Raw genomic sequence first — 26611 nt, 5'->3', positions numbered from 1 at the left:
CGAGTCGGAAAGCATGAGCGCGGAAAGTCCCTTCGTCTCCGACGTCCCCGCGGCGCAGGCGCTCGCCGCCTGGCGCGAGGCACGCGCCGCGGCGGGCTGCCCCGCCCGCCTCGCCCCGATCCGGGTGCCCGTCGCCGCCGCCGTGGGCCGGGTGACGGCCGAGCCGGTCTGGGCGGTGCGCTCCTCGCCCGCCTTCGACTCCGCCGCCATGGACGGCATCGCCGTGCGCGCCGCCGACACCGTGGGCGCGGCCGAGACCAGCCCGGTGCTGCTGGCCGCGGGCGACTTCGCCGTGGTGGACACCGGCGACCCGCTGCCCGAGGGCTACGACGCCGTCGTCATGCGCGAGCACGTGCACCGCACCCCTGCGGGCGAGGCGGAGCTGCGCGCGGCCGTCCCGCCGTACCAGCACGTCCGCTCCATCGGCGAGGACATCAGCGCGGGCGAGCTGCTGCTCCCGGAGGGCCACCGGCTGCGCCCCGTGGACGTCGCCGCCTGCGCCGCGGCGGGAGCCGTCGAACTCGGCGTCCGGCGCGCGCCGCGCGTGGTGATCGTGCCGACCGGCGACGAGATCCGCCCGGTCGGCACCGAGCTGGCCCCCGGCGACATCCTCGACACGAACTCGATGATGCTGGCCGCGCAGGCGCGGGAGGCGGGCTGCGAGGCCGCCGTGACCCCGATCGTCCCCGACGACCCCGCCGCGCTGGCCGCCGCGCTGCGCGAGGCCGCCCGCGAGGCCGACCTGGTGCTGCTCATCGCCGGCTCCAGCGCGGGCCGCGACGACTACACCGCCCGCGTGGTCGCCGCCGCCGGCGTCGTCGCGGTCCACGGCGTGGCCGTGCGGCCCGGCCATCCCGTCGTGCTCGGCGCGGCCGGGCGGACGCCCGTGATCGGCGTGCCCGGCTACCCGGTGTCGGCGGCGCTCACGTTCGACATCTTCGCCGCCCCGATGCTGGCCGAGCTGGAGGGCGCCGCGCCGCGCGAACGCCCGTCGGCCACCGCGCACCTGGCCAGGAAGCTGCCGTCGGCGATCGGCATGGACGACTGGGTGCGCGTGCGGCTGGGCCGGGTGCGTGACCGGCTCGTCGCCACCCCGCTGCCGCGCGGCGCCGGCGTGCTCACCTCGCTCGTCCGCGCAGACGGCCTGCTCGTCGTCCCCTCCGGGGTGGAGGGGCACCACGCGGGGGAGCAGGTCCGCGTCGAGCTGCTGCGCGGACTGTCCGAGATCGGCCGGACCATCGTCGCCATCGGCTCCCACGACATGGTGCTCGACCTGGCCGCCTCCGCCCTGCGCGCCGCCGACCCGCTGATCACCCTGGCCTCGTCGAACGTCGGCTCGCTCGGCGGCCTCGTGGCGCTGCGCGACGGCCTGTGCCACCTGGCCGGCTCCCACCTGCTCGACCCGGCCACCGGCGACTACACGCTGCCCTACGTGGACCGGTTGATGGGCTCGGACGCCGACGTCGCCGTCATCCGGCTGGTCCACCGCGACCAGGGGCTGATCGTCGCCCCCGGCAACCCGCTCGGCCTCACCGGGATCAAGGACCTGACCCGGCCCGACCTGCGCTACGTCAACCGGCAGCGCGGCGCGGGCACGCGGGCGCTGCTGGACCACGAGCTGGCCCGCCACAGCCTCGACCCCGGCGAGGTGCCCGGCTACTCCCGCGAGGAGCACACCCACCTCGCCGTGGCCGCCGCCGTCGCGGCCGGACGCGCGGACGCCGGCCTGGGCATCCTCGCCGCGGCCCGCGCCTTCGGGCTCGGCTTCGTGCCGGTCGCGCAGGAGCCGTACGACCTGGTGCTGCGCACCGGGACGCCGGCCGAGGAACTGCTGGCCCCGCTGTGGGAACTCCTTGCACGGCAGGACTTCCGCGCGAGTGTGGAGGCGCTGGGCGGGTACTCGTGCGCCGAGACAGGGTGCCGCATCCGCTGAAGAAGTCCTGCTAAAAAGCTCGCGATGGAACCCGAACCGGACTTAACACCGTCCTCTTAAGAGAAGGGATCAAATTTCCGCCTACCTACCGCACCCGTCCCGTGACACCCCGCAGGCCAAACTCCGATGGACGTCCGACACAAGGAGTACGACTCGGTGAATCCGCGCGCACTTGCCCACCGGGCACACCGACACGGCTGGGACGTGCAGACCGTCCCGCGATCCTCCGGCCCCGTAGTCATCCTGCGGCGCGACGGCTGGCGCCTGGAGATCGCGTTCGACGGCCACGCACCCAAGCAGGCCACCGCCGACGGGCCCGGGAACACCGGCGCACAGCTCAACCTCCGCTCGATCAACGACTTCGTCCACCGGCCCGGCACGGAGCGGTTAGCCCGCTCGCGCCACGGACAGCGCCGGGCCGCCCGCCCGAACGACCGCGAGCGGGACGCCGGGGAGTGAGCTCCGGCGCGGCGGGAGAGTGGAACTGCCTTAGGAGGGGCCGAGGCTCCAGAGCCGCAGCCGCCGGTCCCCGCCCGCCGTCACCACGACCGGCCGCCCCGCCCGCTCGGCCAGCGCCAGCGAGCGGATCCCCCCGTCCTCGCCGTGACCGAACTCGCCGACGATCTCCCCGTCCTCCAGGCTCCACACCGCCACGAACGCGTCCTCACCCTGCGGCGCGTGCGCCACGACCGCGACCGGCACGCCGCCCACCGTGCCCGGCACCAGGGCGGCGGTGCCCCGGTCATCGGGGCTGCGATCGCTGAACTTCCACTTCTTCCTGCGCTTGCCCGTCGCCAGGTCGTACACGCGCAGGGTGGCGTCCAGATGCGTCGAGACGAGGACCGGCGCGCCGCCCAGCTCGCCGCACGCCAGCCGCTCGATCCCGCCGACCTCTTCCGTCTTGTACGTGCGCAGCACCGCGCCCGTCGTCAGGCGGCGTACCCGCACCCGGTTCGAGCCGTCGCCCGTCACCAGCACGTCCACGCCGTCCAGGCGGCCGAAGGCCAGGCCGCGGATGCCCTGGAAGTGGTCCTTGATCGTGGGGCCGAGCTGCTTGCCGGTGGTGACGTCCCACAGGCGGACGGTGCCGTACAGGTCGCGCAGACCGTCGTACTTCTGCGACACCGCCACCACCCGGTCGCCCGTGATCGTCACGGCGACGATCGGATCGCCGGCCTTGTGGCTGCCCAGCCGCTCGCCGGACTGGCTCCACAGCCGCATCCCGCCGTCGGAGTGGCCGGACGCGATCACGGGTTTGCCGTCGTGCTTGCCGTACGCGATCGCCGCCGTGGCCGCGCCGCCGTCGCCGGCCTCGTCGATCGTGGTCGTGGTGACGTCCCAGGTGAGGACGGATCCGTTGGCGGTGCCGCACGCCACGCCGGGGCCGTTCGCGGCCGTCTCGGCGGGGGTGCCCGCGCTGGAGGGCAGGGCCAGTGGCTCGCCGATGGGCGTTCCCAGTGGTTCGGCGGCGGTCGGGGTCGGCGTGGGGGACGGGCTGGGGGATGCGGGCTGATTCCTGACCGGGTCCTGGTTCTGACGGGGCGTTTCGTCGCCCGGCCTGAGCACGACGAACGCGGACACCGCCGCCGTCGTCAGAGCCGCCGCACCCGCACTGAACACGGCCCGGCGGCTCACCCGCCTCCCGCGCCCACCCGGCGACGTCTCGGCCTCCCCGTGCCCGGCACGGTGCGGCGGCACCGGACCGGCCGCCCCGGGATGCACCCGGCCTTGCGACGCGGGCGCGCCGCCGGAGAGCTGGCCCGCGGTCGGCCCGGACCAAGGTACGCCGCCCTGCCCCAGCATGACCGCGCCCGGCCCGCTCGTCAGCCGCCTCATCACGTCCAACGGCAACGGCCGCACCGCCGGATCCTTGGCGAAGCAGTCCCGCAACACCCCCACCAGCCGCTCAGGCACCCCACCCAGGTCAGGAGCCCCGTTGAGCACCGCATGAAGAACGGCAGGGACGGTGTCCCCGGCGAACGGCGGACGCCCCGTCGCCGCGAACACCATCGTCCCCGCCCAGCTGAACACGTCGGAAGCGGGCCCCACCCGCGCCCCTCCGAACTGCTCGGGCGACATATAGGTAGGCGTCCCCACCACCCCGGAGGTCATCGTCGTGGCGTCCAGCGCCTTGGCGATGCCGAAGTCGATGACGATCGGCCCGTCGGGCCCCATCAGCACGTTGCCCGGCTTGAAGTCCCGGTGCACGATCCCGGCCTGGTGGATGGCGGCCAGCGCGGTCAGCGTGGAGATCGCCAGCCGGTCCAGCGCCCCGCCGGCGCGCGGCCCCGCCGACCGGACGACCTGCTGCAGCGTCTCGCCCGCGACGTACTCGCTCACGAGGTACGGCTGCTCGTCGGCCGTCCCGACGTCGAGGACGGCCGCCGTGCAGAACGCCGCCACCCGCCGCGCCGCCTCGGCCTCCCGCAGGAACCCGCGGGTGATGGCGCCGTCGCCGCTCAGGTGGCTGTGCAGCAGCTTGACGGCGACCTCGCGCCCGTCGTCGCCGACCGCCTTGTAGACCGTTCCCTGGCCGCCGGAGCCGAGCACGCCGACGAGCCGCCAGCGGCCGACCCGTTCGGGATCGCTCGGCCGGAGCGGGCGGATTCCCGGCATCCCGCTCCTTTCCCGGGCCTTACTCGCGACCCACACGATAGCCCTTCGCCGGCGGACGCTGCGCGGTCAGCTCTCCGGGTCGGTGACGATCGTGTCAGGGGCCGGCGCCTTGATGGACACCTTGGCGCCCCACCCGGTGAAGCGGCTGTCGATGGTGATCGTCTTGCCGTCGAACCCGTTGGTGTCGAACACCCCGGTGGCCGCGTACGACGACTTCACCCTGCTCACCAGCCCCGCGGAGGTCAGCGTGAGCGTGTAGGTCACCTTCGTGTCGTCGTGCATGCGCAGCGGGATCGAGGCCCCGAACCAGCGCGACACCTTGTCCAGCTCCTTGAAGGTGATCTTCCCGGTGAGCGTGCCGCCGCGCAGCTTGCCCTTCTTGACCAGCGCCGCGAGGGTCTTCGGCTCGGCGGGGTTGATGACCTGGCCGTAGAAGCCGCTGGCGCCGCCCAGCAGCGCGTTGCCCTTCAGCCAGGCCTTGCCCATGGGCACGCGGTCCTCGTACATGCCGCCCGAGGTGTAGCTGACGTTGCCGATGCTGATCGTACGCTCGCGGGGGCGCCCCTTGGGGGTGGCGGTGATGTCGGAGGCCGCCACACCCTTGGCGTTGAACTGGAAGGTGCCCTTCCGGCTCTGGATCCTGGTGCCGCCCGAGAGCGTGGTCGTCTCGGTGAACCGTACGCCGTGGCCGGAGGTCAGCTTGGCCTTGAGGGCGCGTACGGGATCCTTGGGAGCGGCCTGGGCGGGCGCGGCGGCCACCAGCAGGCTGCCACAGGCCACCAGGGCCGTGATCGTCGTCTTTCGCACAAGCCGCGATCTTGCCGTAGGCGGGTCACGACAAGGGCACGGCCAGGGCTCGAAGGGCCGGAACCATGGGCGGTATTCGGTCGTTCACCCGCAGGGGCTGGCGGACCACTTGATGTATCCGGTGACCCGGCCCCACGTGGAAACCTCGCCGCTGCAGAATTCCGTCTTGACCCCGACCAGGTTGGTGCGCGCGGCGTCGGAGAAGTACTGGGTGTTGCACAGGTAGCCGGACTGGCAGATGGGGGCGGCCTGCGCGACGGCCGGGAGGGTGGCGAGCACGGCACCCACCAGGGTCGCCACGGCCAGTACGCGACGGATCATGAATCGTCCCTTTCCTGAGCACTGAGCACGGGAAGTGTCGCGGCTTCGTGGGCGCCCCAGCCGATGATCGAAATGATGCGTCCTGCGCGAAGAAAACGCAAGGGCGGCTCATTTCTGCGCTTTTCGACAGAACCTCACAGACAGATGAAAATTCTTTTCCGGCCGCTCAGCCGGTCAGCATTCCCTCCAGCCGCAGCAGGCTATCCAGATGGTCGCTTCCCGCCGCGGCCGAGGCGTCGTCGGGGAACACGTAGGGTTCGCCCGACGCGATGCCGGCCACGATCCGGGCCGCCACCTCCTCCGGGTCCGCCTTGACCGCCTCGACGCCCGCCAGCATGGCCGTGTCGATCCCGCCGGGATAGGCGCCGATCACCGCGACGCCGTGCCCGCGCAGCTCCGCGCGCAGCGCCTGCGTCATCGAGTGGGCGGCGGCCTTGGACGCGCAGTACCCGGCCATCGGGCGGACGGGCGCGAGCGCGATGACGGTGAGGACGTTCACGACCGCCGCGTTCTCACCGGCCGCCTTCAGCGCGGGCAGGAACGCCCTGGCCATCCTGAGCGGGCCCAGGTAGTTGGTCAGCAGGTCCCGCTCGGCCAGCGCCAGGTCACCGCCGAGCACGTCGCCGAACCCGAGCACGCCGGCGTTGTTGACGAGCAGGGTGACGTCCGGCGCCGCCTCGGCCGCCGCGTCTATCTGAGCCTGGTCAGTGACGTCGAGCCGCAGCACCCGGACGCGCGGATCGCGGTCCGGTGAGACGGTGGCGGGGTCGCGGGCGCCCGCGTACACCTTGGCGACGCCCCGCCGCAGCAGCTCGGCGACCAGGCGGCGGCCGAGCCCCCGGTTGGCGCCGGTGACCAGGGCTGTGGAACCGGATACGTTCACGGGCACTCCTTCGTTGCGTCGATGACGACCACCGTAAGGAGCAGGGGCTGCGACCGGCGATGCCGCCGAAGCTCAGGTCTTTGTCCGCGAGTCTCAGCGGGTTGGTATAACCGGCCTATGGACCCGCTCACCGACGTGCTGGCGCTCGCGCAGGTGCGCGGGACGGTGGCCGCGACCGTGCACGCGGGCGACGACTGGGGGCTGGCCCTCGACGACGTTCCAGGGGCGGCCTTCCACGCGATCACGGCGGGCGCCGCCTGGCTCGGCGCCGGGGACGCGGAGCCGCGCCGGTTGCTGCCCGGCGACGTCGTCCTGCTGCCCACCGGCAGCCGTCACTTCCTGGCCAGCGATCCGGGGCAGCGCCGCGAGCCGTTCGACCACGCCGCCGCCCGGCAGGCGCTGAAGGCGGGCGGCCGGCTCGACGTCGGGGCAGGTCACCGCCGCACCCGCATCCTGTGCGCCTCCTACCGCCAGGACCCGGCCGTCACCACCCCGCTGCTCGGCCTGCTGCCGCCGCTGGTCCACCTGCCCGCCGACCCGGCGGGCCGCCTCGACAGCCTGGTACGCCTGCTCGCCTACGAGATCGAACAGCCCAGGCCGGGAGCGGAGGCCGTGCTCGACCGGCTCGTGGACATCGTCCTCGTGCACGTGATCCGCGCCTGGCTCGACGGCCCCGGCGCCGCGGACCTGACCGCGTCGTGGCTCTCGGCCCTGCACGATCCCGTGATCGCCACCGTGCTCGCCGCGATGCACGCCGACCCCGCCCGCGACTGGACGCTCGACGACCTCGCCAGGTGCGCCGCCGTCTCCCGCGCGACACTCGCCCGGCGCTTCCCGCGGCTGGTCGGGGAGACGCCGCGCGGCTACCTCACCCGGTGGCGGATGGACCTGGCCGCGCGGCGGCTGCGCACCACCGCCGACCCCATCGGGCCCGTCGCCCGCTCCGTCGGCTACACCTCGGAGTACGCCTTCAACCGCGCCTTCACCCGGCTGCGCGGCATCACCCCCGGCCGCTACCGCCAGGAGGCGGGGCCCGGCTGACGGACGCCCGATCACTTCGCCCGCAGCGGCTCGCCGAAGGACTTGCGCAGCGAGGAGGGTGCGGCGAGGGGCAGCAGGGCGGCGAGAATCTTGCCCTTGAGCGTGCGGGGCACGCGGGTCAGCCGCACGTCCACCCGGGTGCCGCCGGCCTCGGGGGTGAGCTGGATGTCCCAGCCGCCGCCGGCGCCGAAGAGCTTGGAGTCAAGGGTGGTGATGACCACCTTGCCCTGGTCCGCGTCCCACTCGTAGCGGGCGCGTTCCCAGGCGGCGGCGGTGCCCTCGGTCACCTCGGCCCAGGTGTCGCCGAGCCCGTGGACCGAGAAGTGGTCGGTGTCGATCGAGGGCCAGTTCTGCGCGCGGTCGGGGCCGAAGTCGGTCAGCACCTGCATGGCGGCGGCGGGGGTGAGGGAGGACAGGAGGGTGAAACGCACGACGGTCATCGGACTTCCTTCAAGAGTCACCGGTTCAACTGGTGATGATCCTCGCATGGGCATGCGTCACCTGTCAAAGTGGTGACGATTGCATTCACTCGCCCGCGCGGAGCACTTCGCTCAGCCGGCGGCGGCGGCGCAGCGCCGACTCGACGGGCACCACGACGGCGACCGCCGCCAGGAACGTGACAGCCACCAGGGCGAGCCACCACCACGGCAGCACCACGCCGGGCCCGCCGCCGACGAGCGTCCCCAGCCCGAGCGAGCCGGACGTCACGCGGGCGAGCAACACCCCGAGCAGGGGACCCGCCACGGCGGGCACCGCCGCCATCGGCAGCAGCTCCCCGGCGGCGACCCAGCGGGCCTCCCTCGGCCGCAGCCCCAGGGTGCGCAGGCGGCTCAAGGTCTGCCACCGCTCCGGCGCCCCGGCAGCCGCGCCGAGCACCAGCCCCAGCAGGCCCAGCGCCGACAGGGCCACCGCCGACACCCACGCCAGCCGCAACAGCCCCGAGGCCAGCGGCCCCTCCGCCGCGCCCTGTCCGAGGGTGGCGGCGAGGGTGAGCGCGAAGGACCCCAGTGCCAGGGACGTCATGAGCACGGCCAGCGGCAGCACCCGTACCGAAGCCGCCGCCCGAGCCGCCCCGAACACCGCCAGCGGCCGGCGCGACCGCAGCAGCCGCCCGAGCACGAAACGCGTCGCGGCGGGCAACAACCGCACCACCACGAGCGCGCCCACCAGCGCGCCCAGCGCGGGCGCACTCGCAGGCAGCACCAGGTCACCGCCCACCAGCGCGCCCGAAACGGACGCGGGCAGCACCACGTCACCGCCCGCCAGCGCGCCCGAAGCGCTCCCGGGCAGCACCAGGTCACCGCCGACCAGCGCGCCTGAAGCGCTCGCGGCCGACGCTCCCTCAACGGAGACGATCCCGCGCTGGAACAGGGCGGCGAACGCGCCGGCCGCCGCCACCAGCACCCCGGCCTCCAGAGCCGCCCGCCGCAGCCGCACCGTGTGACGCAGCCACCGCCGCGCGCTCCGGTTCGCCGGAACCCGCCGATCCCGGGTGGCGCGGGAGGCGGCGAGCGTCCCGAACCCCGGCCCGGCGGCCACGGCCGCGACCACCACCGGCACCACCCACTCCCAGGACACCCCGTCCGTGACGACACCGGCCAGCCCGAGCCCCGCCGCCCCCGCCAGCACCGCCACCACGACGGACTCCAGCGCCAGCTCACCCCCGATCACGGGCAGCGACATGCCCCGCTGCCGGGCGGCGGCCAGCGCGGGGGCGCGGCGACGTACCAGCAACTCGGCGGCGAGCAGCAGCACCAGCACCGCGACGGCGAGCACCGCGACGAGCAGCACCGCCGCCTGCGCGAACGCGGCACTCACCCGCGCACGCACGTCCCGCAACACGCCGTCGAGCCGCGTCTCCCACCGCAGCGAGCCGTCCCGGGCGCCCGACGAGCCGGAGGACGCCTTCAGCTCGACCACCCTCGCCGCGACCGACGCAACGGAGTCCCAGGTGAGCCGGCTCGGATCGGGCGTGAAATGGGCGGTGCGCCGCAGCTCGTCCTGACCGAAGGCGAGCCGGGCGTCGGGCAGCGACTCACGCGACAGCAGCCCGGCCAACCGGGTGCTGCCCGACCCGTCCGCGCCGGCCACGGGACGCAGCAGCGCCGGCACCAGCCGCCAGGCGGGATCGGCGCTGTCCTGCGGCCGGAAGACGCCGCTGACCTCGACCTTCTTCACGTTCCCCTGATCGTCGGCCAGCGGAATCCCGTCACCGGGGCCCACCCGGAGCGCGGCGGCGTCCGCCTCCGACAGCCCCACCCGCACCGGCCACGGCGGCGCCCCGTAGGGGACCTCCGCCGTCTCGGAGCCGGTGGGCTCGGGCGGGCCGCCCGCGATCCAGGTCACGCCGGGGCCGCCGTCGCGGGCCAGGTAGGCGAGCTGGAACGTGCGCAGCACGCTGCCGTCAGTGATCTTGAGGGTGGGGCTGGTGACGGTGGCGACGGGCGGATGCAGGGCGGCGCGCAGGCCGGGGCCGAGCTCGTCCGCGGCCCTGTTACGGAAGTCGTCCACGTCCTCGGCCAGGCGGGGAGCGCGGACGCGGGTGCCCGCCTGGCCGTCGTCGCGTTCCATGCGGGCGTGCACCTGGAGGTCGGCGCCGCTCCTGCGCACCGCGTCCCGCACGGCGTCGCCCGCGGTGGCGTACAACATCGGCGGCACCGCGCCCGCCAGCAGCGTCACGGCCGCCACCACGGCGGCGACCAGCAACAACGGCCCTGCATCGGCGCGAGCGCGACCGGCCACGCTGGGCCAGTGCGGCGCGGGGAGCCACTTCGTCAGGCGCCTCACGACGCCACCCGCAGAAAGTTCTTCACGACGCCACCCCGCAGGTTGCTCTTCACGACGCCACCCGCAGGTGCTCGGCATCGACGCGTCGCGCCTGGACGACCACCACCGCACTCACCGCGACCGCACACCCGCCCAGCAGCACCCCGAGCAGGACCAGCTCGGCCCCCCACGGCCAGACGGGCAGCACCTCGGGCACGGGCGCGGCGCCGGTGTCGGACCGGACGAGCAGCGGCGCGACCACGCGGGTGGCCACCGCGCCGACCACCGCGCCCGCCGCGAGCAACGGCAGCAGCACGCCGACGTGCTGGCCGAGCAGCACGGTACGGATCTCCCGCCGCGTCATCCCCAGCCCCCGCAACCGCGCCACCTCGATCGCACGAGCCCGCAGGTCGAACGTCACGTGCAGCACCACCCCGGCGATCATCAGCAACACCGCCGCCGGAACGAGCAACCGCAGCACGGCGGGCAACCCGGCCCGCAACGGGCCGCCGGCGAGCCGGGCGGTCTCGGACTCGCGCGTCGTCACCGCGCCGAGACGCAGCCCGGCGGCGCGTTCCGCCGCGTCGGCCCTGCTGGGATGGCCGACCCACCACGCGTCCACGGGCAGGTCGAAGGAGCCGCTGACGGCCAGGGCGCGGGAGAGGCGGTCGAGGTCGGCGAGGATGGCCGCCGACCCCGGAGCGGACGGCACGGCCGGCAGCACCTCGGTCACCCTCACCTGGACGGGGGTGAGCCCCACGGTGAGGTCGAGCCGGGAGCCGAGGCGGGCGCCCACCTCGGCGGCGAAGCGGGCGGAGACGGCGACCGGAACCGGGCCGGGGGCGGGGAAGGCGGTGGCGACCAGGGTTCTGGCGGCGTCCGGCGGGCCCTGCAACTCGACGGTCGTCGTCATCCTCAGCCGAGTGCCGGTGGAGGTGCTGGTGAGGGTGACGGCCGGTGCGCCGAGCTGGCCGGGCGCGGGTCCGACGGAGGTGGCGGTCCAGGGCGGTCCGGAGGCCGTTCCCGGAACGGTGAGCGTCACTTGGACGCGGCTGTTGCTCGACGGGGGGTCGGTGAAGGCGTCGGAGTGGCCGGTGCCCACGTTTCCCGGCGCGGTCGCGAACGGCAGCGACACCGCGACCAGCCGCAACCCGCCGGTCGTCGCGCAGTCGGGTAGCGGGCGTGCCTGGCCGTCCAGCGGGACGGGCGCACCGGCGCAGACGGTCCGCAGCCCTGTCGCGTCCTGGAGCAGCAGCCGGGGAGTCACGGTGAGCGGCGTCCCCCCGGTCGCCGTCCCGATCAGGGACAGCGCGGCACCGACCGGGACGGAAACCCCAGCGACCCGATCCGGCGGCACGGGATCGGCGTCCTCGGCCAGGGTCGGTGGCGCGAGGGCGGCGCCCACCTCGGCCCACGTGCGTCCACCGTCCAGCCGCCCGCGCAGCAACTCCCCGGCACGCGTGGCGTCGATCGCGACCAGCCGAGGCGGGTCACCCGCGCCACCGAGCCACTGCCCGACCGCGACCCCCCGATCCAAGGCCGGGCTCACCACACCACCGGTGGCCGCCCCGACCATCGCCCCCTGCCCGGCGGCGGGCGGGGCGCTGAGGGTGAGCGCGAGATCGGTGCCAACGCCCAGATCAGCCTGATCCCGCTGAGACCGCTGCCAAGTGGCGTCGAACGCGACCCCGTACGTGACCGCCGCACACCCCAGCGCGACCAGCAGCCCGGCAGCCACCGCCTGCGGCCGGCGGGCGGCCTCGAACGCGGCCAGCGGAACCACCAGCCCCCGAGCACGCCGAGCCAGCCACTCCACCCCACGCAACGCAGGCCAGACCACCCGCAAAGCCACCGCCGCCCCGGCGATGAGCAGCAACGCGGGAGCCAGCACCCGCACCGCGTCCACCGGCGAACCGGACCCGGCGGGCTGCTCACGCAACTGCCACCAGCCCACCACGGCGAACGCCACGAGCAGCACATCGGTACCCGACCGGGCGAGCAACTCCCGCCGATGACGAGCGCCAGGGCTGCTCCGCACCGACGCCGCCACGAGCACCACCGCCAGCGCCAGCGCGCCCCCGACGACGGCCAGCACCTGCGCGCCGTTCACGCCGGGCTGCGCGGCGAGCCCGGCCCTGGCCATCGGCGGCAGCCGGGTCAGCGCGGCATGCAGAACGGCCGAGGCAGGGACGGCGACCGCGACGGCGAACACGGCGAGCGCGCCCGCCTCGGCGCACGCGGCGACGGCGAGCCGGCCGCGCCCGAAGCCCAGCGCGGACAGCAGGGCCGTCTCGCCGCCCCGCACGCCCGCGCTGAGCCGCCCGGCGAGGGCGAGGGCGGTCGCGGTCAGTACGAGGCCGATGGCGGCGACGGCGAGCACGCCCGCCGTGGTGACCCGCTGCTGCTCACCGGCCGCCAGCAACGTCGAGGGCAACCGGGAGGCGACGCGTTCGATCCGCACCCGGTCGCCGAGTGTCTGCCCCAGCCGCCGGTCGGCGCCGAGCACGGCCTGGGTGACGGTGTCGAGGTCGCGCCGGTCGGGCGCGGACAGGTCAGGGTGGGCGGTGATCTCCAGCCGGTCGACGGTGGAGTCGCCCGCGAGCAGGTCGGCGAGGTCCACGAGGAACGGCCCGTACGCGTGGACCGGGCTCGCGGAACGGCCGTCGCGGTAGGCCAGGTCGTACCCGGCGGCGGCGAGGGGATCGCGGTCCCAGCCGGTGCCGGGCAGGGTGCGTACGACGCCGACGACCCGCACCTCGACGGGCTGGGCGGGGTCGTCGGCCTGCTCCACCCCGAGCCGCACCCGGGCGCCGGCGGCCAGCCCGAGCTGCCGCGCGGTGGACTCCAGGACCACGGCCTCCGAGGGCGCGGCGCCCGCCTTCGGCCAGCGTCCGGACGCCAGCTCGGCGCGGGTCTCCAGGCCCTCCACCCCTGACAGGTACGCCACGGCGGGGGCCCCGGCCGTCCGGCGATCGGGTGTCAGGGGTCGCATCGCGGATGAGGCGCGTGCGGCCGTCGTCGTCGCGAATGGGGCGAGCGCCGAGGTCAGCACGCGGCGGGTGTCGTCGGCGACGGACCTCGCGTGCTCGCCGCGGACGGTGACGGTGTAGGCGGTGACGTCGATCTGGTCGGGGGTGGCGCGGGAGGCGGCGGTTTCCAGGGCCTGCTCGGCGGTGCGGGAGAGGAGCAGGGCGCAGGTGCCCAGCAGGGTGGGGCCGACCACGGCTACGGCCAGCAGCGCGGACAGCAGCGGCCACTGGGCGCGCGCCCTCCGCAGGACCAGCCTCAGCACGGACGACTCTGCCCGCTCACGACTCAGCCCGCCCGTCGAGCCGCCCGTCCTGGATCCGGATCACCCGATCCGCCAGCGCCAGCATCGTCGGATCATGCGTCGAGACCAGCGCCGTAACCCCTTCGGATTCCACCACCCCCCGCAACAACGCCATCACCGCCAGCCCGGTCTCGGCATCCAGCTGCCCCGTAGGCTCATCCGCGATCAGCAACCGAGGCGAGCCCGCCAGCGCCCGCGCGATCGCCACCCGCTGCTGCTGCCCACCGGACAACTCACCGGGAAGCTGCTCCCCATGCCCACCCAGCCCCACCAGCTCCAGCAACAAGGCGACCCGACGCTCCCGCTCCACCGCCGGCACGCGGGCCAGCCGGAGCGGCGCCCCCACGTTCTCAGCAGCAGACAACACGGGTATCAACCCAAAAGTCTGAAAAACGTACGACACCTTCTGTCGCCGTAAGAGCGACAGCCCGTCCTCGTCGAGCGAGGTCACGTCCGTGCCATCGACGAGAACCGTCCCGGAGTCAGGCCGATCCAGCCCGCCGATCACGTTCAGCAGTGTGGTCTTGCCGGAGCCGGACCGCCCGACGAGGGCGGTCATGGTCCCGGCGGCCAGCTCGAACGTCACGTCACGCAACGCGTGCACCGCGCCCGGCCCGCTGCCGAACCGGCGGTGCACGCCACGCACGCTGACCAGCGGCCGCTCGCTCATCCGGCCTCGCCGCCGTCCGGCCGGATGGCGACGTGGTCGGCCTCCAGCACCAGCCGCACCCGCCGCGTCAGCGCCAGCGCCTCCCGGTAGTCGCGCGGCACCTGCACGCGCCCCGCCCGGTCCATCACGGCGTACTCCTCGGCGATGACCCGCTCGCCGCCGTCGTCCCCGGTGGCGGTGCGGCGCAGCACCTCGCTGCTGGTGCGCCCGTCGCGGATGGCCACGGTGCGCTCCACCTGCCCGCTGACGGCGGGGTCGTGGGTGACGATCACGACGGTGACGCCCAGCCGCCGGTTGACCTCCCGCAACAGCCCGAACACGGCGGCCGACGTGGCGCTGTCCAGCTCTCCGGTCGGCTCGTCGGCCAGCAGCACGCGGGGCTCGTTGGCCAGGGCCGCCGCGATGGCCACCCGCATCTGCTGCCCGCCGGACATCTGCGCGGGCCGCCGCTCGGCGAGGTCGGCGATCCCGAGCGTGTCCAGCAGCGCGGCGGTGCGCGCGCGCCGCTCGCGGGCGGGCGTCCTGGCGGCGGTCATCGGCAGGTCGATCATCTGCCGCGCGGTCAGGTACGGGACGAGGTTGGCGGACGTCTGCTGACGCACGAACCCCACGGTGTGCCGCCGATACCGGACGCGGTCGGCCCGCGACATGTTCAGGAGGTCCCACCGGTCGACCCGCACCCGCCCGGCGGTCGGGGCGTCCACCCCGGCCAGGATGGACAGCAACGTCGACTTGCCCGATCCGGACGCGCCGACGACGGCGACCATCTCCCCGCCGTCCACGACCAGGTCGAGCCCCTGCAACGCCTGCACCTCGACCGACCCCGACTGGTAGATCCGCACCAGGCTCTCGCACACGATGAGCGCGTCCCGCCCGAACTCGGGCGCCTTCGGCGGCGGCTGCGGCAGGGCCAACGGCGTGCTGGACATCCCCCTCCTCGGCCCGGGCTGATCACTGGCCAGACTCTATAGCGCACGAAATAGCGCACGAACGCGGGGCCGTGAATCGCCGCACGTGTGACGAGAGCGCGGACAGGTGTGCGCGCGGACGCCGGACGGCCTGTCGGCCGGGGAGTGGCGCGAGCCGGCCGGGACGGACGAGCCGCTCACCGACCCCTGCGGCAAGGGTTAACCGCGCGCCTCCTCAGGAAACACGTCACGTCTCAGGTCAGGAGCTCGTCGACCACGCGCCGGACCTTGTCCGCCGCGCCCGCCTCACCCAGGCGCATCGCGAGGTTGGCGGCGTTCAGCACCGCGTCGATCTGGAACGCCGTCAGCTCGGCGTCGAGACCGGCGGCGGCCTGGGAGAGCTGCTCGGCGAGCAGGCCCAGCCAGCCGCGCCGCTGCCGCGCCAGGGCGTCACGCACCGGCCCGGGACGGCTGTCGAAGTCGGGGAGGTTGGCGGCCCAGAAGCAGCCGCCCGCGAACAGCGGCGCTTCGGCGTACTCGATCCACCGCTCGACCAGCGCCCGCAGCCGCGCCGCGCCCGCCGGCGCCGCCATCGCGGGCCGGACGACCGCCTCCTGGAACACCTGGCCGGCGGTCTCGACGGTGGCGAGCTGCAGTTGCTCCTTGCTCGGGAACAGGGTCGCCACGCCGCCCTTGCTCAGGCTCAGGTCGGCGGCGAGACGGCCGAAGGACAGCCCGCTCAGCCCTTCGGCGGACGCCACGTCCACGGCATGGCGGGTGATCGTCCGCCGGGAGCGCGCTCCCCGCGCCAGGCGCTGATCGCCGGTCATGCCGTCCCCCTTCCAAGCGTACGAACGATCGTATCTACACTGCTGAGACGGCGGCAAACTGCCAGGATCGACGCATGACCCGCACACCGGTGACCCTGCACAGGCTTGAGCCCTCCGACTGGCAGGCCGTGCACACCTGGGCGTCCCTGCCCGAAGCCTGCCGCTACCAGACGTGGGGCCCGAACACCGAGGAGCAGACCCGCACGTTCGTGGCCGCCACCGCCGAGGAGTGGACGCGCGTGCCGCAACGGCTCTTCGCCTACACGGCCAGGGCTGAGGGCGAGGTGGTCGGCATGGGCAACCTGCACATCCACAGCGAGGCGCAACGCCAGGGCGAGATCACCTACATCGTGCATCCGCGGCTCTGGGGCCAGGGCGTGGCGACCGCGATCGGCGCGGAGCTGCTCAGGCTGGCCTTCGAGGAACGTGGCCTGCACCGCGTCCACGCGACCTGCGACCCGCGCAACGCCGGATCGGCCCGGGTGCTCGAAAAGCTCGGCCTGACCTGGGAGGGGCGGCTGCGGCACACCGCGCTGATCCGGGACGGCTGGCGGGACTCCGAGGTGTTCGGCATCCTCGAGGACGAGTGGCGCGCGAGGCGGCTCGGGCACGCCTGAAGCCCGCCACCGGCGTCAGAACCGGGTGGCGCGCACCTCCGTCACCGTGAAGTCCTCGACGGTGCCGCGGCTCTGGAGGAGGAACCCGACCAGGCAGGCCACCGCCTCCACCCCCTGGGCCGCCCGCGCCTGCCCCGTCAGGAGGAAGACCAGCGGCGTCGAGGGCTGGTCGAGGGCGAAGTTGCGGTCGTGGCGGTGCACGTCGTGCAGAACCTTGATGGGGATCGGCCGGGGCGAGGTGAACCACGCCACGGCCGCCCACAGCGGCAGGCCGGGATCGGGTTTGGCCGCGGCGCGGTAGCAGGTCACGCAGCCCTGGCCGACGTGCCGGCCGTGCGGGCACGTCCATTGGGCGGTCTCGTGGTGGGGCTGGTCGCCCATGCCGAAGGTCGCGGTCTCGACCACGCGGCGGCGTACGGTGCGTGCGCTGGGCTCGCTGATGATGAGTCCTCCGGATCGTCGCAGGGCCGACCGGCGGCGAGGCCGGCCCGCCGGGTGGGCGCGGACTGCTCGGCCGTGCGCCACGTGCCGCGGGCCGGGAGCGGTCCCGCTGGACGACCATCCTGCTCGCTCATCGAGGATCAGGCGAGCACCGGGGGCGGAGCGGCGCTCCTCACAGCTTCACGAGTTTGGCGTACGGGGAGGCGATCCGATACGTTTCCGCGCCGAAATCGATGAGAACGGCGTCATCCTGCTCAACCGCGAGAACCCGGCCGAGGCCGTATTTGTCGTGGCTTACCCGGTCGCCGGCGACATACTGCTCGACGGGCGGCGGAGGCGTTTCCGGAGTGTTGAAAGGGCTGCCCGGCGGGCGTCGCCGACCGGCCGGCGAAGTGCGTCTCATTAGGCAAGTATGCGCCCGCGCGGCGAATAAATCGAGCGCCACGGGGAAATGTGACGGATCCCGCCGAGGACCACGCGGGCCGTCGGCGGGATCGGTCATGGCAGCCGGAAACCGGGCCCGCGCCTCAGCGCGGACCCGGCATCGTGAGGTGCCAGGTCAGGCGGTGACGATGTTCTCCGCCTGCGGGCCCTTCTGACCCTGCACGACGTCGAAGGACACCTTCTGGCCCTCGGTCAGCTCACGGTAGCCGCCGTTGGCGACGATGTTGGAGTAGTGAGCGAAGACGTCGGCGCCGCCGCCGTCCTGCGCGATGAAGCCGAAGCCCTTTTCCGAATTGAACCACTTGACGGTACCGGTGGCCATGTCGATCTCCTTCTGACAGTGCCGAAAACTTGAGAATTCACACCTCGTGAATCTCGTGCCGCCGCGATGAGCCCACCCGGAAATAGCCGGAAAACATAAAACGCGCCTGTAGATTAGCTCTGTCAGGCGCGCATAAAGTCTTTATGGGTACCATAACTGCAACGCACATCAGGCTAACACACTTTCGGTGCGCTCCACCCATGGAAACCCTGTGCCGGCGGTAGATCGTGTCGCTGCGGACGGCCAAATCGGGCGATCCCCCCGGCTGCGCAGGGGATCGCGGGGCGCCGTCGAAGGCGGTCGACGCCCTGGTCGGGCAGCGCCTGCGCCCACTCGAACTCAGGAGTCCCGCTCGCGCCGGGCGCGCTCCCGGGCGCGGGCCAGGGCCACCTCGCGGGCCAGCGCCTCCCGTGCGGCCTCGATCTCCTCCTCGCCCGGCACCCCGTCCGCCGGCTCGGGCTCCGTCGCCCACCGCACCCGCTCCAGGTCCTGGACGGCCTCCGCGTCGGCGCGCTTCCCCCGCCAGCCCGCGTCCGGCCGCCACTCGCGCCGCCGCCGCGCGGCCTCCTGCTCGCGCTCCCGCATCGCCTGCGCCGCCCGCCTGGACGACAGCGCCAGCCACTGCCGGGCCAGCGCCGCCCACTGCTCAGCATCCGTCACGGACTCCACCCTGCCCTGAGGGAGGGAGGTTCACCAGGGAATCTGAAGGGCCCAGAGCTGGCCGGACTGGAAGCAGGTGTACCAGGGCCACAGCCCGTTGTTCCGGCCCTGCTGGCCGACGCTGTTGCAGCTCTCGGCGCTGGGGTAGTAGCCGTAGATGCTGACCGGCGCGGCGGAGGCCGGGGCCGTGGTGCCCGCCAGTGCGGCGGCGAGACTCGCACCAGCGATCGTGAGGCGTAAGACTGCTCTGCTCATAACGCTCCTCACCTGCGGATTCAGTTGTAACTGTTAGTTAATTTTACTAATAGAAGGCGGAGTTTCAAGGTGCAGGGCCGCCCAGGCGGTGAGTCCTTCCTCGGTCAGAAGGTGGTCGAGCCCGATCACCGCCGCTCCGTGCAGCGCCCCGTCCCGGCCGAGCGCCGCGGGCAGGACGGGAGGCGGGTCAGGGCGGCGGAAGCGCATGAGGCCGTCGGTGAGGGCGGCGGCGAACTGCGGCCCGGCCGCGTCCCGCAGCGACCCCGCCAGGCCGCCCAGCGTCACCACGGCGGGATCCAGGGCGTTGATCAGCCCGGCGACACCGCCGCCCAGCGCGCTCGCGGCGCGGCCCACGGCGGCCCTGGCGGCGGGGTCGGTGCGGGCGAGGGCCTGTTCGGCGTACGTGCGGGGGTCGCGGGGCGGGGGATCGCCGAGATGGCGGGCGATGGCCCGGCCGTCCACCGCCAGATCCCAGCAGCCCCGCGCGCCGCAGGGGCAGCGCAGGCCGGGATCGCCGAACGGCAGGTGACCGAACTCCCCGCCGGCGCCCGTCGCCCCGTGCAACGGCCGGCCGTCCACGACCAGGGTGCCGCCCACGCCCACCTCCACGGTGACGTGCAGGACGGTCGCCGCCCCGGCGGCCACGCCTTGCCGGGCCTCGGCCAGGCCCGCGAGGGTGGCGTCGTTGCCGATCAGCAGCGGCGTCCCCGGGTCGCCCGCCAGCGCCGCCAGGTCCACCGCGTCCCAGCCGAGCACCGACGACTGCGCGACCCCGCCGTGCCGGACCGTCGCGGCGATCGCCACGGAGATCGCCCGGACGCGTCCGCCGTAACGGTCGCGCAGGCGTCCGACCGCCCCCGCGACCGTGCCGATCACCTGCTCGGGGTCGCGGCTGCGGTGCGTCCCGGCCTCCGCGACGGCGGGCCTTCCGTCGAGCGCGGCGACCGCGCACCGCCAGTCCTCCTGCCGCAGATCGACGGCGATGACGACGGGACCGTCCGGATGCGGGGTGAGCACGCTGGTCGGACGGCCGCGCGACGCGGTGGCGGCGGGCGTCTCGGCGAGCAGGGCGAGGTCGCGCAGCCGGGAGGTGATCTCGGTGGCCGAGCCGGTGCTCAGGCCGAGCCGCCGGGCGACGGCCGCCCGGGTCACGCCCGGCTCCCGGCGCATCTCGCCGAGCACGGCCAGGGCGCCGCGCCAGCGGAGGTCCGCGGCGCGTACGGACCGGGACCGGTCGCCTGGGGTTGCCATGGGTCCTCGCCCCTCCTTTATGCTCGATGAACGAGTTTAATCGAAGGGGGACATCGTGCGGCCACGACGAACGGATCTCGACGCGATCGAAGCGGTCCTGCTGGACATGGACGGCACTCTCGTCGACTCCGACGCCTCGATCGAGCGCGCCTGGACGACCTGGGCGAAGGAGTACGGCGTCGATGCCGGAGCGGTGCTCGCCATCGCCCACGGCGTCCCGGCCGCCCGTACGATCAGACGCCTGTTCCCCGACCTGGACGACGAGGCGGTCGCGGCGGCGGCTCGCCACCAGCACGCCCTGCAGTACGAGGACCTCGCGGACGTCACCGCGACGCCCGGCGCGCACCACCTGCTCACCACGCTGAACCGGCTCGGACTGCCGTGGGCCGTGGTCACCAGCGCCGACGGGCGGCTGGCCAAGGCGCGGCTGCACGCGGCGGGGATCGACCCGCCCCTCCTGCTGACGATCGACGACGTGCGGGCGGGCAAACCCGACCCCGAGGGCTACCTGGAGGCCGCGCGCCGCCTCGGCGTCGCCCCGTCCGCCTGCCTGGTCGTGGAGGACTCGGAGCCGGGGCTGGCCGCGGGCCGCGCGGCGGGCATGCCGACGGCGGCGCTGCGCGGCCTGCACGGCGACCTGCTGTCCCTGCCCGGCCTCGACCGCCTGGCACACCTGTTGCGGCAGCCGGGAGCGGCCACGTGACCCCGTTCCGCCTGGACATTCCCGAGACGGCGCTGGCCGACCTGCGCGAGCGGCTGCGGCGCACCCGGTGGCCCGAGCGGGAGACGGCCGGCGACTGGTCGCAGGGCGTCCCCTTGGACTACCTGCGCGAGCTGTGCCGGTACTGGGCCGAGGAGTACGACTGGCGGGCCACCGAGCGGCGGCTGAACGCGTTCCCGCAGTTCAAAACCACCATCGACGGTCTCGGCATCCACTTCCTGCACGTCCGCTCGCCGCACGAGGACGCGCTGCCGCTCGTGCTGACCCACGGATGGCCGGGCTCGATCGTGGAGTTCCTCAAGGTGATCGGACCGCTCACCGACCCCGCGGCCCACGGCGGCGACGCCCGGGACGCCTTCCACGTCGTCTGCCCGTCCCTGCCCGGCTACGGCTTCAGCGACAAGCCGGACCGTCCCGGCTGGGGCGTCGAACGGATCGCCGACGCCTGGATCCGGCTGATGGCCCGCCTCGGCTACGACCGCTACGGCGCGCAGGGCTCCGACTGGGGCACCACCGTCAGCACCCTCATCGGGCAGCGGGACCCCGCCCACGTGGCGGGCATCCACCTCGTCCCGCCGCTCGTGGCCCCTGACCCGGCCACGTCCGGCGACCTCACCGCCGCCGAACGGGCCGCCATCGCCGATCTGGAACGCGGCAGGGAGGACGGGGACGGGTACTCGCTGGAGCAGTCCACCCGGCCGCAGACCATCGGCTACGGGCTCGTCGACTCACCGGCGCTGCTGTGCGCGTGGATCATCGAGAAGTTCCGTTCCTGGACCGGCCCTGGGAGCGCCCTCACCCGCGACGAGCTGCTCGACAACCTCATGTTCTACTGGCTGCCCGGCGCCGGCGCGTCCGCCGCCCGGCTCTACTGGGAGAGCTTCAAGGCCGTCCAGCGGCTCTTCACCGACGGGACGACGGACGTGGTGACCGTCCCGGCCGGGTGCTCGATCTTCCCTGGGGAGAACCCCCGGCCGTCGCGGCGCTGGGCCGAGAAGCGCTTCACCAACATCCTGCACTGGAACGAGCCGGACAAGGGTGGTCACTTCGCCGCGTTCGAGCAGCCCGGCCTGTTCGTCGAGGAGCTGCGGACCTTCTTCCGGCTGGTCCGCTGACCGGGCCCGCGTTCAGATGCGTAGCGCCAGGCCCTTGACCAGCTCGGCGGCCAGCACGGCCTGGCCCGCCGCGGAGAAGTGCACCCCGTCGGCGCTCACCAGCCCCGGCCGGTCGTTGACGGGGTGGTCCCACATGTCGGCCAGCACCGCGCCGTGCTCGGCGGCCAGCGCCCGGATGACGTCGTTGAGCGCGCGCACCCGGTCGTGCCAGTCGGGGAAGCGGGGGACGACGAACGCCCTGCCCAGGGTGAAGGTCGTCAGCGTCGCGCCGGTCGCGGCGGCGCGGCCGAAGAGCCGCCGCAAGGCCCGCCCGGTCGCGGGGAGGTCGGGGTCGCGCCGCCACAGGTCGTTCGCGCCGCAGGAGACGTGCAGCAGGTCGGGGCCGAAGCCCAGGACCGGGCCGAGCTGCCCGGCCAGCGTGTCCGCCGTCGTCGCGCCGATGACGGCGGTGTTGAGGTAGGCCAGATCGGGGTGCACGCGGCGCAGGAGGCCGGCGAGCCGGTCGCACCAGCCCATGTTCGCGTAGCCGGGGCTCGGGCCGTGCGTTCCGGCCGCCAGGCTGTCGCCCATCGTGGCGAAGCGGCGCCAGGGCGCGCCGGTCAGCCACCGCGTGCTCTGGACCGGAAGGCAGAAGGGGTCGGACTCCTCCGCGGACAGGGTCGTCATGAACAAAACATACGATCGTTCGTACGCTTACGGCAACCCGAGCCGGTGGTCCCGGCGGCTCCGGCAAGGGGCCGCCGACTGTTTACATTTATCCGGATTGCATTTATGAACAGATGGGACGAGCGCCAGGTCCGGGAGGCCATCATGCCGAAACTCTCGCGCAGCGACTGGTACGACCTGTCGCGCGACACCAATTGGACCTTCCGCTACGTCACCGAGGAAGCCGCATTCCCCGAGGAGTTGTCCGGCTCCCACCGCATCCCCAGCGACGGCTGGGAACGATGGGACGAGCCCTACAAGATCAGTTATCGGGAATACGTGCACAACCAGGTGACCAAGGACACCACGACTTACTCACTCAAGAACGCCGTCGGCCGCTCGAAGCTGTTCGACCAGCTCGACCCCGGCTGGAAATCCGTTATTCTCGCCCATTACGGCGCCATCACCATGCCCGAATTCCTGGCCTCGATCGGGGAGGCGCGCATGGCCCGGTTCGGCCGGGCCGCCGCCTGGCGCAACACCGCGACCTTCGGCGCGCTCGACGAGATGCGGCACGGCCAGATCCAGGCGTTCTTCCCCTACGGTCTGCTGGACAAGGAGCCACGCGCCGACTGGGCGCTCAAGGCGTTCCACACCGACAACTGGGTGGTGCTCGCCGTACGGCACCTGTTCGACGACATGTTCCTGGCCAACGACGCGGTCTCCATGGCGCTGCAGCTCACTTTCACCTTCGAGACGGGTTTCACGAACCTGCAGTTCCTCGGCATGGCGGCCGACGCGATGGACGTGGGCGACCTGGAGTTCGGCGCGCTCATCTCCAGCATCCAGACCGATGAGGCCCGCCATTCGCAGCAGGGCGAGCCGACCATCAAGATATTGCTGGAGAACGGGCACAAGAAATGGGGCCAATTCCTGATCGACCATATGTTCTGGCGGTCATGGCGGGCCTTCGCCGTGCTCACCGGCCTGTCGATGGACTACTACACGCCGCTGGAAAGCCGCCGGATGTCGTTCAAGGAATTCATCGAGGACTGGGTGATCAAACAGTTCGCGGAGCAGTTCCACGATTTCGGCCTGGACCGCCCCTGGTACTGGGAGGAGTTCGTCCGCGAGCTGTCCTGGTACCACCACGCCATCCAGCTCGGCGTGTGGACCTACCGGCCCACCGTGTGGTGGAACCCGGACGCCGGGGCGTCGGCCGCCGAGCGCGCGTGGCTGGAGGAGAAGTACCCGGGGTGGAACGACACCTTCGGCAAGAACTGGGACGTCATCCAGGACAACCTGCGCAAGGGAGACGTCGCGGCGACCTTCCCCGAGACGCTGCCGCTCATGTGCAACCTCTGCCAGATCCCCATCGTCCGGCCCGCCGGCGTCACGGCCGGCGCCCTCGACTCGCCCGCGCCGCTGCGGCACACGTACGAGGGCCGGATCTACCAGTTCTGCTCGGAACCGTGCAAGTGGATCTTCACGTCCCGGCCGGAGCGGTTCGCCGGGCACAAGTCGCTCGTCGACCGCCTGCTCACCGGCGACATCACCCCGCCCGACCTGGGCGGCGTGCTGCGCTACATGGGGCTGTCGGAGGCCGAGCAGGGCCGCGACGCCACCGACTACGACTGGGCCCGCCCATAACCGCACGAGGAGGACCCATGGCGCCGCTGCCGCTGTCCGCGAGCTTCCATGGCGACATCGCGGTGCTGCTCGTCCTGGTGGACGACCACGACACCGCCGAGGTCGTCGGCCAGAAGATCGCCGTCCACGTCGCCGGTCGCCGGGTGGCGGCCGCCCCAGGCCCCGTCCGCGTCCGTCACGAGGGCCGGGTCCTGCCCGCCGGCCAGCGAGTCGGCGAGGCGGGCGTGAGCCCGATGGACTACGTGGAAGCGTTCTACGATGAGCGCTGACCCGCGCTGGCTGCCCGCCGCCACGCTGGACGAGCTGTGGGAGGGCGACCTCGCCGAGGTCGAGGTGGGCGGCGACGCCGTGCTGCTGGCGCACCTGCCGGGCGGCGAGCTGCGCGCCTACCAGGCGCTCTGCCCCCACTCGGAGTTCCCGCTGGCCGACGGCGACCTCGACGGCAGGGTGCTCACCTGCGCGGCCCACGGCTGGGAGTTCGACCTCGGCACGGGCCGGGGGCTCAACCCCGACACCTGCCGGCTGTACGCCTTCCCGGTGCGGGTGCGGGGGGAGCGGATCGACGTCGCGGTGCCGGCCGACGGCCTGCGTCACCACAACCGTTGCCGCGGGTGACCGCGCGACCAGTGAGGAGCCCGCTCGTGGCAGAGGACCAGAGGCGGCTGGTGGGGCCGGTGGTGCGGGGCTTCGACCCGGACGTGGTGGACGCGCTGCTGACCGCGATCGAGCACGACAACCCCGGCAAGGAGCTGCTGGTGGAGGACCACGGCGGCTACGTCCGCATCCACGCGCAGCACCGGCTGCGGGTCACCCGCGCCAGCCTGGAGCAGGCCACCGGCCGCGCCTTCCCGCTGTCCGGCCTCGAACCGGCCATGGCGAGCTTCGCCGGCCGGATGCGCTACGAGGGCGACGACGAGCTCATCTGGTACCTGACCAGGGAGGACTGACCATGGCAACGGCAGGCGACCCCCGCCGACGGCGCACCTGGAGCCTCTTCGACGGCGAGCGCCGCAAGCCCGACGAGTACGACATCGTCACCCGGGGCTTCCACTACCACTTCGGCCGCCGGCCCGCTCCCTTCGACCTCGACCCGCGCAGCGCGATCAACCAGTGGTACCTGCGCCACCGGGAGGGCTCCCTGCTGCAGGCGCCCGACTGGGAGGGCTTCCGCGACCCCGGCCGGCTCAACTACCGCCGCTACGTCGCGCTCCAGAACGACCGCGAGATCTACGCCGAAGGCGTCGTGGACAGCTTCGAGGCCGACGACCACGACGCGCGGCTCGACCCCGCCTGGGTCGCGGTGCTCGGCCGCGCGTACCTGCCGGCCCGCTTCGCCCTGCACGTCCTGCAGATCACCAGCATGTACGTCGCCCAGCTCGGCCCCGGCGCGGCCATCACCAACGCGGCCCTGTTCCAGGGCGCCGACGAGCTGCGCGCCCTGCAGTGGATCGCCTACCGGGCCAAGTCGCTGTCCTTCACCCACGGGCCCAGGCTCGCCGACAGCGCCGCCACGCGCGCCGTCTGGGAGGACGACCCCGCGTGGCAGCCGACCCGCGAGGCCCTGGAGCTGCTGCTGCTCGCCTACGACTGGGGCGAGGCGTTCGTAGCGCTCAACCTCGTCGTCAAGCCCGCCTTCGACGCGCTGTTCAAGGAGTCCTTCGCTGACCTGGCCGACGCCCACGGCGACGGCCTGACCGCGCGGCTGCTGAAGGACTCCGGCGCCGACACCGCCCGCAGCCAGGCCTGGAGCACCGCCCTGGCCCGCTACGCGCTCGCCGCCCGTCCGGACAACCTCAAGGCCGTCACCGACTGGCAGCACACCTGGACGCCGCGCGCCGCCGCGGCGGTCGAAGGGCTGGCCGCCGTGTTCGCCACGGCCCCGCACCCCGCAGACCCCCGCGAGGTGGCGGCCGCGGTCACCACCTCCACCGAGCGGCTCAGGGGGGCGATCCTGAGCTGAGGCGCCCCTTCTACAGGTAGTCCGAGTCCGTGCGGGACGTCCCGGATGGCGGGGCCCGGCGCGTCAGCGGCGCGCGCGGATCCACATGACCAGCCCGGCGACGAACGAGCCGAGCAGGAACGGCGACAGGACCGCGAGAGCCCCCCACACGAACAGGCCGATGTAGCCGAGCGCCGACGATCGGTACGCCGGGTCGGCGTCGGCGGCCGCGAACAGCCCCAGGCCGAGGACGACGCCGGTCACCGTGAGCGCGATCGGCGTCCACAGCAGCACGTGCGTCCACACGCGGTACTTACGGCCGTGGACGCGCCGGACCGGCGGCTGCGGGGGGTAGTTCATGCCGCATTTGTACCAGCCCGTGTAACCCCGTACCGCCAGGACCGGTCCAAGAGCAGTGCTACGGTTGGCTCCCAAATAGGCGATC

The 26611-nt window shown here is 73.5% G+C and carries 29 protein-coding genes; 11 read left to right on the top strand and 18 right to left on the bottom strand.

Annotation, left to right across the window (positions count from 1 at the left end):
• Positions 1-13: 13 nt before the first annotated feature.
• Both ABD331_RS15295 and ABD331_RS15290 read left to right on the top strand, forming a co-directional pair.
• Positions 14-1933: a molybdopterin biosynthesis protein gene (locus ABD331_RS15295; protein WP_344474991.1), complete on the top strand. Its 1920-nt coding sequence runs from the start codon at positions 14-16 to the stop codon at positions 1931-1933.
• Between the two features lie 156 nt (positions 1934-2089).
• A complete protein-coding gene (locus tag ABD331_RS15290; protein ID WP_344474989.1) occupies positions 2090-2392 on the top strand; it encodes a hypothetical protein in 303 nt (100 codons plus the stop codon).
• A 30-nt stretch (positions 2393-2422) separates the two neighbouring features.
• Here ABD331_RS15290 and ABD331_RS15285 read toward each other — a convergent pair whose 3' ends face one another.
• The 4 genes from ABD331_RS15285 to ABD331_RS15270 form a co-directional block, all read right to left on the bottom strand.
• Positions 2423-4549: a protein kinase domain-containing protein gene (locus ABD331_RS15285; RefSeq protein ID WP_344474987.1), complete on the bottom strand. Its 2127-nt coding sequence runs from the start codon at positions 4547-4549 to the stop codon at positions 2423-2425.
• A 66-nt stretch (positions 4550-4615) separates the two neighbouring features.
• Complete coding sequence (locus ABD331_RS15280; protein ID WP_344474985.1) at positions 4616-5356, bottom strand: hypothetical protein; 741 nt, start codon at positions 5354-5356, stop codon at positions 4616-4618.
• A gap of 84 nt (positions 5357-5440) precedes the next feature.
• The gene (locus tag ABD331_RS15275) at positions 5441-5677 is read right to left on the bottom strand and encodes a DUF6289 family protein (RefSeq protein WP_344474983.1); all 237 of its coding nucleotides are present in this window, start codon (positions 5675-5677) and stop codon (positions 5441-5443) included.
• Positions 5678-5843: 166 nt separating this feature from the next.
• Positions 5844-6560 (bottom strand): SDR family NAD(P)-dependent oxidoreductase, encoded by a 717-nt coding sequence (locus ABD331_RS15270; protein ID WP_344474981.1) that lies wholly within the window; start codon positions 6558-6560, stop codon positions 5844-5846.
• 117 nt (positions 6561-6677) lie between these two features.
• On the opposite strand from ABD331_RS15270, the gene ABD331_RS15265 reads away from it, so the two are divergent.
• The gene (locus ABD331_RS15265; protein ID WP_344474979.1) at positions 6678-7601 is read left to right on the top strand and encodes an AraC family transcriptional regulator; all 924 of its coding nucleotides are present in this window, start codon (positions 6678-6680) and stop codon (positions 7599-7601) included.
• Positions 7602-7612: 11 nt separating this feature from the next.
• Here ABD331_RS15265 and ABD331_RS15260 read toward each other — a convergent pair whose 3' ends face one another.
• The 6 genes from ABD331_RS15260 to ABD331_RS15235 all read right to left on the bottom strand — a co-directional run bounded on the left by ABD331_RS15260 (position 7613) and on the right by ABD331_RS15235 (position 16106).
• Positions 7613-8041, bottom strand: a complete 429-nt coding sequence (locus tag ABD331_RS15260; RefSeq protein WP_344474977.1) for a hypothetical protein — start codon at positions 8039-8041, stop codon at positions 7613-7615.
• A gap of 85 nt (positions 8042-8126) precedes the next feature.
• Entirely contained in the window at positions 8127-10388 is a 2262-nt protein-coding gene (locus ABD331_RS15255) for an FtsX-like permease family protein (RefSeq protein WP_344474975.1), read from the bottom strand.
• A gap of 49 nt (positions 10389-10437) precedes the next feature.
• Positions 10438-13659, bottom strand: coding sequence for an FtsX-like permease family protein (locus tag ABD331_RS15250; RefSeq protein ID WP_344474973.1), 3222 nt, complete (start codon positions 13657-13659; stop codon positions 10438-10440).
• Between the two features lie 16 nt (positions 13660-13675).
• On the bottom strand, positions 13676-14368 hold the full coding sequence (locus ABD331_RS15245) for an ABC transporter ATP-binding protein (protein WP_344474971.1): 693 nt from the start codon (positions 14366-14368) through the stop codon (positions 13676-13678).
• Entirely contained in the window at positions 14365-15297 is a 933-nt protein-coding gene (locus ABD331_RS15240) for an ABC transporter ATP-binding protein (RefSeq protein ID WP_344474969.1), read from the bottom strand. The genes ABD331_RS15245 and ABD331_RS15240 overlap by 4 nt, the downstream gene beginning before the upstream one ends.
• A 233-nt stretch (positions 15298-15530) precedes the next feature.
• Positions 15531-16106 carry a TetR/AcrR family transcriptional regulator gene (locus tag ABD331_RS15235; protein ID WP_344474967.1) on the bottom strand — a complete coding sequence of 192 codons (576 nt, stop codon included), beginning with the start codon at positions 16104-16106 and terminating at the stop codon, positions 15531-15533.
• Between the two features lie 74 nt (positions 16107-16180).
• On the opposite strand from ABD331_RS15235, the gene ABD331_RS15230 reads away from it, so the two are divergent.
• A complete protein-coding gene (locus ABD331_RS15230; RefSeq protein ID WP_344474965.1) occupies positions 16181-16723 on the top strand; it encodes a GNAT family N-acetyltransferase in 543 nt (180 codons plus the stop codon).
• Positions 16724-16738: 15 nt separating this feature from the next.
• On the opposite strand, the gene ABD331_RS15225 is transcribed toward ABD331_RS15230, so the two are convergent.
• The 6 genes from ABD331_RS15225 to ABD331_RS15200 form a co-directional block, all read right to left on the bottom strand.
• Complete coding sequence (locus ABD331_RS15225) at positions 16739-17128, bottom strand: hypothetical protein (protein ID WP_344474963.1); 390 nt, start codon at positions 17126-17128, stop codon at positions 16739-16741.
• Between the two features lie 208 nt (positions 17129-17336).
• Positions 17337-17567 (bottom strand): hypothetical protein, encoded by a 231-nt coding sequence (locus ABD331_RS15220; RefSeq protein WP_344474961.1) that lies wholly within the window; start codon positions 17565-17567, stop codon positions 17337-17339.
• Between the two features lie 156 nt (positions 17568-17723).
• Positions 17724-17930, bottom strand: coding sequence for a cold-shock protein (locus ABD331_RS15215; RefSeq protein ID WP_253755706.1), 207 nt, complete (start codon positions 17928-17930; stop codon positions 17724-17726).
• 339 nt (positions 17931-18269) lie between these two features.
• Positions 18270-18590: a hypothetical protein gene (locus tag ABD331_RS15210; protein ID WP_344474957.1), complete on the bottom strand. Its 321-nt coding sequence runs from the start codon at positions 18588-18590 to the stop codon at positions 18270-18272.
• Between the two features lie 30 nt (positions 18591-18620).
• Positions 18621-18845 carry a hypothetical protein gene (locus tag ABD331_RS15205; protein WP_344474955.1) on the bottom strand — a complete coding sequence of 75 codons (225 nt, stop codon included), beginning with the start codon at positions 18843-18845 and terminating at the stop codon, positions 18621-18623.
• Positions 18846-18878: 33 nt separating this feature from the next.
• Positions 18879-20096 carry an ROK family transcriptional regulator gene (locus ABD331_RS15200; protein WP_344474953.1) on the bottom strand — a complete coding sequence of 406 codons (1218 nt, stop codon included), beginning with the start codon at positions 20094-20096 and terminating at the stop codon, positions 18879-18881.
• A gap of 55 nt (positions 20097-20151) precedes the next feature.
• On the opposite strand from ABD331_RS15200, the gene ABD331_RS15195 reads away from it, so the two are divergent.
• Both ABD331_RS15195 and ABD331_RS15190 read left to right on the top strand, forming a co-directional pair.
• Entirely contained in the window at positions 20152-20799 is a 648-nt protein-coding gene (locus ABD331_RS15195) for an HAD-IA family hydrolase (RefSeq protein ID WP_344474951.1), read from the top strand.
• Entirely contained in the window at positions 20796-21932 is a 1137-nt protein-coding gene (locus ABD331_RS15190) for an epoxide hydrolase family protein (RefSeq protein WP_344474949.1), read from the top strand. The genes ABD331_RS15195 and ABD331_RS15190 overlap by 4 nt, the downstream gene beginning before the upstream one ends.
• Positions 21933-21944: 12 nt before the next feature.
• On the opposite strand, the gene ABD331_RS15185 is transcribed toward ABD331_RS15190, so the two are convergent.
• The gene (locus ABD331_RS15185; RefSeq protein ID WP_344474947.1) at positions 21945-22598 is read right to left on the bottom strand and encodes an SGNH/GDSL hydrolase family protein; all 654 of its coding nucleotides are present in this window, start codon (positions 22596-22598) and stop codon (positions 21945-21947) included.
• Positions 22599-22742: 144 nt separating this feature from the next.
• On the opposite strand from ABD331_RS15185, the gene ABD331_RS15180 reads away from it, so the two are divergent.
• Genes ABD331_RS15180 through ABD331_RS15160 form a run of 5 tightly spaced genes read left to right on the top strand, consistent with a single transcriptional unit; the run spans position 22743 to position 26187 of the window.
• A complete protein-coding gene (locus tag ABD331_RS15180) occupies positions 22743-24227 on the top strand; it encodes a YHS domain-containing protein (RefSeq protein ID WP_344474946.1) in 1485 nt (494 codons plus the stop codon).
• 17 nt (positions 24228-24244) lie between these two features.
• A complete protein-coding gene (locus ABD331_RS15175; RefSeq protein ID WP_344474944.1) occupies positions 24245-24496 on the top strand; it encodes a toluene-4-monooxygenase system B family protein in 252 nt (83 codons plus the stop codon).
• Complete coding sequence (locus ABD331_RS15170; RefSeq protein ID WP_344474942.1) at positions 24486-24842, top strand: monooxygenase system ferredoxin subunit; 357 nt, start codon at positions 24486-24488, stop codon at positions 24840-24842. Before ABD331_RS15175 ends, ABD331_RS15170 begins: the two co-directional genes overlap by 11 nt.
• 26 nt (positions 24843-24868) lie before the next feature.
• Positions 24869-25174 carry an MmoB/DmpM family protein gene (locus ABD331_RS15165; protein ID WP_344474940.1) on the top strand — a complete coding sequence of 102 codons (306 nt, stop codon included), beginning with the start codon at positions 24869-24871 and terminating at the stop codon, positions 25172-25174.
• 2 nt (positions 25175-25176) lie between these two features.
• Complete coding sequence (locus ABD331_RS15160; protein ID WP_344474938.1) at positions 25177-26187, top strand: ferritin family protein; 1011 nt, start codon at positions 25177-25179, stop codon at positions 26185-26187.
• Positions 26188-26250: 63 nt separating this feature from the next.
• Here ABD331_RS15160 and ABD331_RS15155 read toward each other — a convergent pair whose 3' ends face one another.
• Positions 26251-26526, bottom strand: a complete 276-nt coding sequence (locus ABD331_RS15155) for a hypothetical protein (protein WP_344474936.1) — start codon at positions 26524-26526, stop codon at positions 26251-26253.
• Positions 26527-26611: the final 85 nt, after the last annotated feature.

This window comes from Nonomuraea monospora (assembly GCF_039531895.1).
Taxonomy (GTDB): domain Bacteria; phylum Actinomycetota; class Actinomycetes; order Streptosporangiales; family Streptosporangiaceae; genus Nonomuraea; species Nonomuraea monospora.
Note: the sequence above shows the minus strand (reverse complement) of the source record. Positions and strands in the feature narration are given on the sequence as shown.

What these genes read in the sequence shown, in the direction of transcription:
- ABD331_RS15265 (WP_344474979.1), top strand. Translation starts at nt 6,678, where the DNA reads ATGGACCCGCTCACCGACGTGCTGGCGCTCGCGCAGGTGCGCGGGACG.
- ABD331_RS15180 (WP_344474946.1), top strand. Translation starts at nt 22,743, where the DNA reads ATGCCGAAACTCTCGCGCAGCGACTGGTACGACCTGTCGCGCGACACC.
- ABD331_RS15175 (WP_344474944.1), top strand. Translation starts at nt 24,245, where the DNA reads ATGGCGCCGCTGCCGCTGTCCGCGAGCTTCCATGGCGACATCGCGGTG.
- ABD331_RS15170 (WP_344474942.1), top strand. Translation starts at nt 24,486, where the DNA reads ATGAGCGCTGACCCGCGCTGGCTGCCCGCCGCCACGCTGGACGAGCTG.
- ABD331_RS15275 (WP_344474983.1), bottom strand. Translation starts at nt 5,677, where the DNA reads ATGATCCGTCGCGTACTGGCCGTGGCGACCCTGGTGGGTGCCGTGCTC.
- ABD331_RS15285 (WP_344474987.1), bottom strand. Translation starts at nt 4,549, where the DNA reads ATGCCGGGAATCCGCCCGCTCCGGCCGAGCGATCCCGAACGGGTCGGC.
- ABD331_RS15205 (WP_344474955.1), bottom strand. Translation starts at nt 18,845, where the DNA reads ATGAGCAGAGCAGTCTTACGCCTCACGATCGCTGGTGCGAGTCTCGCC.
- ABD331_RS15260 (WP_344474977.1), bottom strand. Translation starts at nt 8,041, where the DNA reads ATGACCGTCGTGCGTTTCACCCTCCTGTCCTCCCTCACCCCCGCCGCC.
- ABD331_RS15220 (WP_344474961.1), bottom strand. Translation starts at nt 17,567, where the DNA reads ATGAGACGCACTTCGCCGGCCGGTCGGCGACGCCCGCCGGGCAGCCCT.
- ABD331_RS15245 (WP_344474971.1), bottom strand. Translation starts at nt 14,368, where the DNA reads ATGAGCGAGCGGCCGCTGGTCAGCGTGCGTGGCGTGCACCGCCGGTTC.
- ABD331_RS15160 (WP_344474938.1), top strand. Translation starts at nt 25,177, where the DNA reads ATGGCAACGGCAGGCGACCCCCGCCGACGGCGCACCTGGAGCCTCTTC.
- ABD331_RS15215 (WP_253755706.1), bottom strand. Translation starts at nt 17,930, where the DNA reads ATGGCCACCGGTACCGTCAAGTGGTTCAATTCGGAAAAGGGCTTCGGC.
- ABD331_RS15155 (WP_344474936.1), bottom strand. Translation starts at nt 26,526, where the DNA reads ATGAACTACCCCCCGCAGCCGCCGGTCCGGCGCGTCCACGGCCGTAAG.
- ABD331_RS15185 (WP_344474947.1), bottom strand. Translation starts at nt 22,598, where the DNA reads ATGACGACCCTGTCCGCGGAGGAGTCCGACCCCTTCTGCCTTCCGGTC.
- ABD331_RS15295 (WP_344474991.1), top strand. Translation starts at nt 14, where the DNA reads ATGAGCGCGGAAAGTCCCTTCGTCTCCGACGTCCCCGCGGCGCAGGCG.
- ABD331_RS15200 (WP_344474953.1), bottom strand. Translation starts at nt 20,096, where the DNA reads ATGGCAACCCCAGGCGACCGGTCCCGGTCCGTACGCGCCGCGGACCTC.
- ABD331_RS15230 (WP_344474965.1), top strand. Translation starts at nt 16,181, where the DNA reads ATGACCCGCACACCGGTGACCCTGCACAGGCTTGAGCCCTCCGACTGG.
- ABD331_RS15235 (WP_344474967.1), bottom strand. Translation starts at nt 16,106, where the DNA reads ATGACCGGCGATCAGCGCCTGGCGCGGGGAGCGCGCTCCCGGCGGACG.
- ABD331_RS15240 (WP_344474969.1), bottom strand. Translation starts at nt 15,297, where the DNA reads ATGTCCAGCACGCCGTTGGCCCTGCCGCAGCCGCCGCCGAAGGCGCCC.